Source organism: Pedobacter sp., assembly GCF_035317785.1.
Taxonomy (GTDB): Bacteria; Bacteroidota; Bacteroidia; order Sphingobacteriales; family Sphingobacteriaceae; genus Pedobacter.
In genome coordinates this window covers 1-2,727 of sequence record NZ_DATHGC010000237.1, presented here as the reverse complement: position 1 = coordinate 2,727, position 2,727 = coordinate 1, and the positions used below count along the sequence as shown (strand labels likewise).

At 40.7% G+C, this 2,727-nt stretch carries 3 protein-coding genes and 1 pseudogene; 2 read left to right on the top strand and 2 right to left on the bottom strand.

Going from position 1 to position 2,727, the window contains the following annotated elements; translation table 11 throughout:
- Together VK541_RS14495 and VK541_RS14490 are read right to left on the bottom strand one after the other, a co-directional pair.
- The coding region (locus VK541_RS14495) for a carboxymuconolactone decarboxylase family protein (protein WP_324371033.1) at positions 1–200 on the bottom strand (200 nt) is incomplete at its 3' end.
- A gap of 99 nt (positions 201–299) precedes the next feature.
- Complete coding sequence (locus tag VK541_RS14490) at positions 300–1,763, bottom strand: PLP-dependent aminotransferase family protein (protein ID WP_324371032.1); 1,464 nt, start codon at positions 1,761–1,763, stop codon at positions 300–302.
- A 77-nt stretch (positions 1,764–1,840) separates the two neighbouring features.
- Here VK541_RS14490 and VK541_RS14485 point away from each other — a divergent pair, with 77 nt between their 5' ends.
- Both VK541_RS14485 and VK541_RS14480 read left to right on the top strand, forming a co-directional pair.
- Positions 1,841–2,482 (top strand): FMN-dependent NADH-azoreductase, encoded by a 642-nt coding sequence (locus tag VK541_RS14485; protein ID WP_324371031.1) that lies wholly within the window; start codon positions 1,841–1,843, stop codon positions 2,480–2,482.
- Position 2,483: 1 nt separating this feature from the next.
- Positions 2,484–2,727, top strand: a pseudogene (locus VK541_RS14480) (EamA/RhaT family transporter); the annotation flags it as partial.

The window sequence follows — 2,727 nt, the reverse complement described above, 5'->3', positions numbered from 1 at the left end:
TGTTCTGTTTCACCTGCTTTGCGGGCCTCTTTCGTGTGCATGTCAATACAAAAAGCGCATCTGTTTATTTGTGAAGCCCTTATTTTGATCAGGTCTTTATGTATCCTTGTCAGCGGTGTGCTTTCAATGAATTTTTCCAGTCCAAGAACAGCTCTGTATCCTGCAGGCTCTATTTCGTCAATTTTAATTCGTGTTTTCATTTCTTAAAAATTTACAAGATTTATTTCTTGCCACAAAATTAGCGCAATGACATGGCTGCTAAATAGACCAGTTTTCAGATAAAGGGTAGCCCAGTGAACTTAATGCACTATCTTTTTCAGGATCCCGAGCGCTTCTACCATTTCATTTTCTTCGAGTGAGGCAAAGCCCATTCTCAGGGCATTGGTGGAAAAGGATTCGTTCTTATAAAAATTTCCATTGTCGATATAAAGTCCTTTTTTTGATGCATCTTCAGACATTTTGATCAAGTCGATCTTTTTGTCAAAATTTGCCCACACCCCAAGTCCTCCCTCCGGGACCCTGAATGCTATCTCCTCATTAAAGTCAGATTTGAGTATCTGGCAAAACAAGTTCCTGCGCTGCTTATAAATTTTTAATGACTTCCGAAAATGCCTTTCCATCTCACCATCGTCAAACATCACCGCAAATGCCTCTTCCAACAGGGTGTCTCCCTGTCTGTCTATCAGCTCTCTTAAGGAAGATGCAGCTTCAACAAATGCGGAAGGTCCTGCCATGAATCCAATGCGCAGGGCAGGGGCAAAGGTTTTCGAGATCGAACCAATATAAATCACATTCTGATTGTGGTCGATACTTGCCAATGGCAGATAGGGTTTATTGTCATAATGAAAATCAAAATCATAATCGTCTTCGACAATTGCAAAACGGTACTCTTTGGCGAGATTTAATAGTTTTAGCCTCCGCTCCGTACTCATGGTTACCGCTGTTGGAAAGTGATGATGCGGTATAATGTATACCGCCTTTATTTTCTTGTGCTGTAATATCTCTTCGAGATAATCAACATCCATTCCTTTGCCATCAACAGGAATCCGCAGCAGGTTAGCTCCGGCATGTCTGAAAGTATCATCTGCAAGACCGTAATTTGAAATTCCAACGGCAATATGATCCGAAGGGTGGAGCAACAGCTGCGCTGCTAAATAGATGCCCATCTGGCTGCCTTTTGTAATGAGTATATTTTCAGCAGAAACAACTAAGCCCCTGGTATTGGAAAGGTAATTGCAAATAGCGACGCGAAGATGTTCTGATCCCTTGGCGCTACCATACTTCAGGATGTTTTTCCCATGAAATCTTCTGGAAAGACTTCGATATTCACGCATGAGCAGATCTACCGGTGCCAGGCGCACATCAGGAAAACCATCATCAATAGCGAGCATGGTTTTCTGGAGATTCTTGCTGGGTATCGCGTTTTTAAAATTATTAGTCCATATGAAAGCCTCCTGAGGACTGCTGTTTTTGCCCATTTCAGGTAGTACCCTTTTGGAACGTACAGGCAGTTTGGAAAGTACAAACACACCCTTGCGCTCAATAGATTCGGCCCAACCCTGACTAATCAATTCTTCATAGGCCAATTTTACCGTGTTTCTGTTAATACCAATCAATTCTGCAAGTACACGGGAACTTGGCAATAGATCAGATGGCTGTAATGTGCCATTCGTGATCAATGATATAAAGCTGTTGCACACCTGAATATATAGTGTTACAGCAGCATTTCGATCAACCTGAATTAATGATTTGTAGGGTAACATCTGGGCTGTGGTTTTTATGAAAACTGGTATACAAATATAATCCAACCCTGCTCTACTTTTGTATAAAAATTATCAAAATGAAAAAGGTATTAGTTATTAATTCAAGCGCAAGAACGCTTAGATCTCATAGTAGAAAACTTACTGATGTATTTATCGATCACTGGAAAAGTATCCATACCGATGCGATTATTAGTTTCCGTGAATTAGGAAATACGGATGTGCCCCACGTCAACGAAAACTGGGTTGCCGCAGCTTTCAAACCTGAAGCAATGCGATCTGAAGAAGAAATGGAAGCTTTAAAAACAAGCAATGCTTATATTTCCGAACTACGGGAAGCTGATGTTATTGTTCTTGGTGCTCCAATGTACAACTGGTCAATTCCCAGTGCGCTCAAAGCCTATATCGACCAGATTCTCAGAGTTAATGAAACCTGGAAGTTTGACTCAACCAATATCCTGCATCCATATACTGGTTTGCTTGAGAACAAAACATTATTTCTTTTGCTTTCAAGAGGCGCCCAGGGATATGAAAAAGGAGAATATAACGAACATTTGGACTTCCAGAGCACCTATTTAAAGACCGTATTTAATATTATAGGTATCAGCAATATTCATGTAATTGCAATTAACGGAGAATCGTTTGGTCCGGAGAATTTTAAAAAGTCTATAGACACATCGCACCAAAATATAAGAGCTCTGATTGAGGCGGAATTGGTGTAACATGAAAAACAATGTACTCAAAGGCAGCATTTTTATTGCGCTGGGAGCCTCCAGCTATGGGATGCTGGCAACCTTTGTAAAAATGGCATATCAGGAAGGATACACTACAGCGGAAGTAACACTTTCACAGTTCAGTCTTGGATTTGCAGGACTCTTTATTTTAACCTTGTTCCGTAAACGGAAGCCGGTACCAGCAACAAAAACAGCGGGTATCAAAAGTATATTTAAGTTAATAGTTGCGGGAA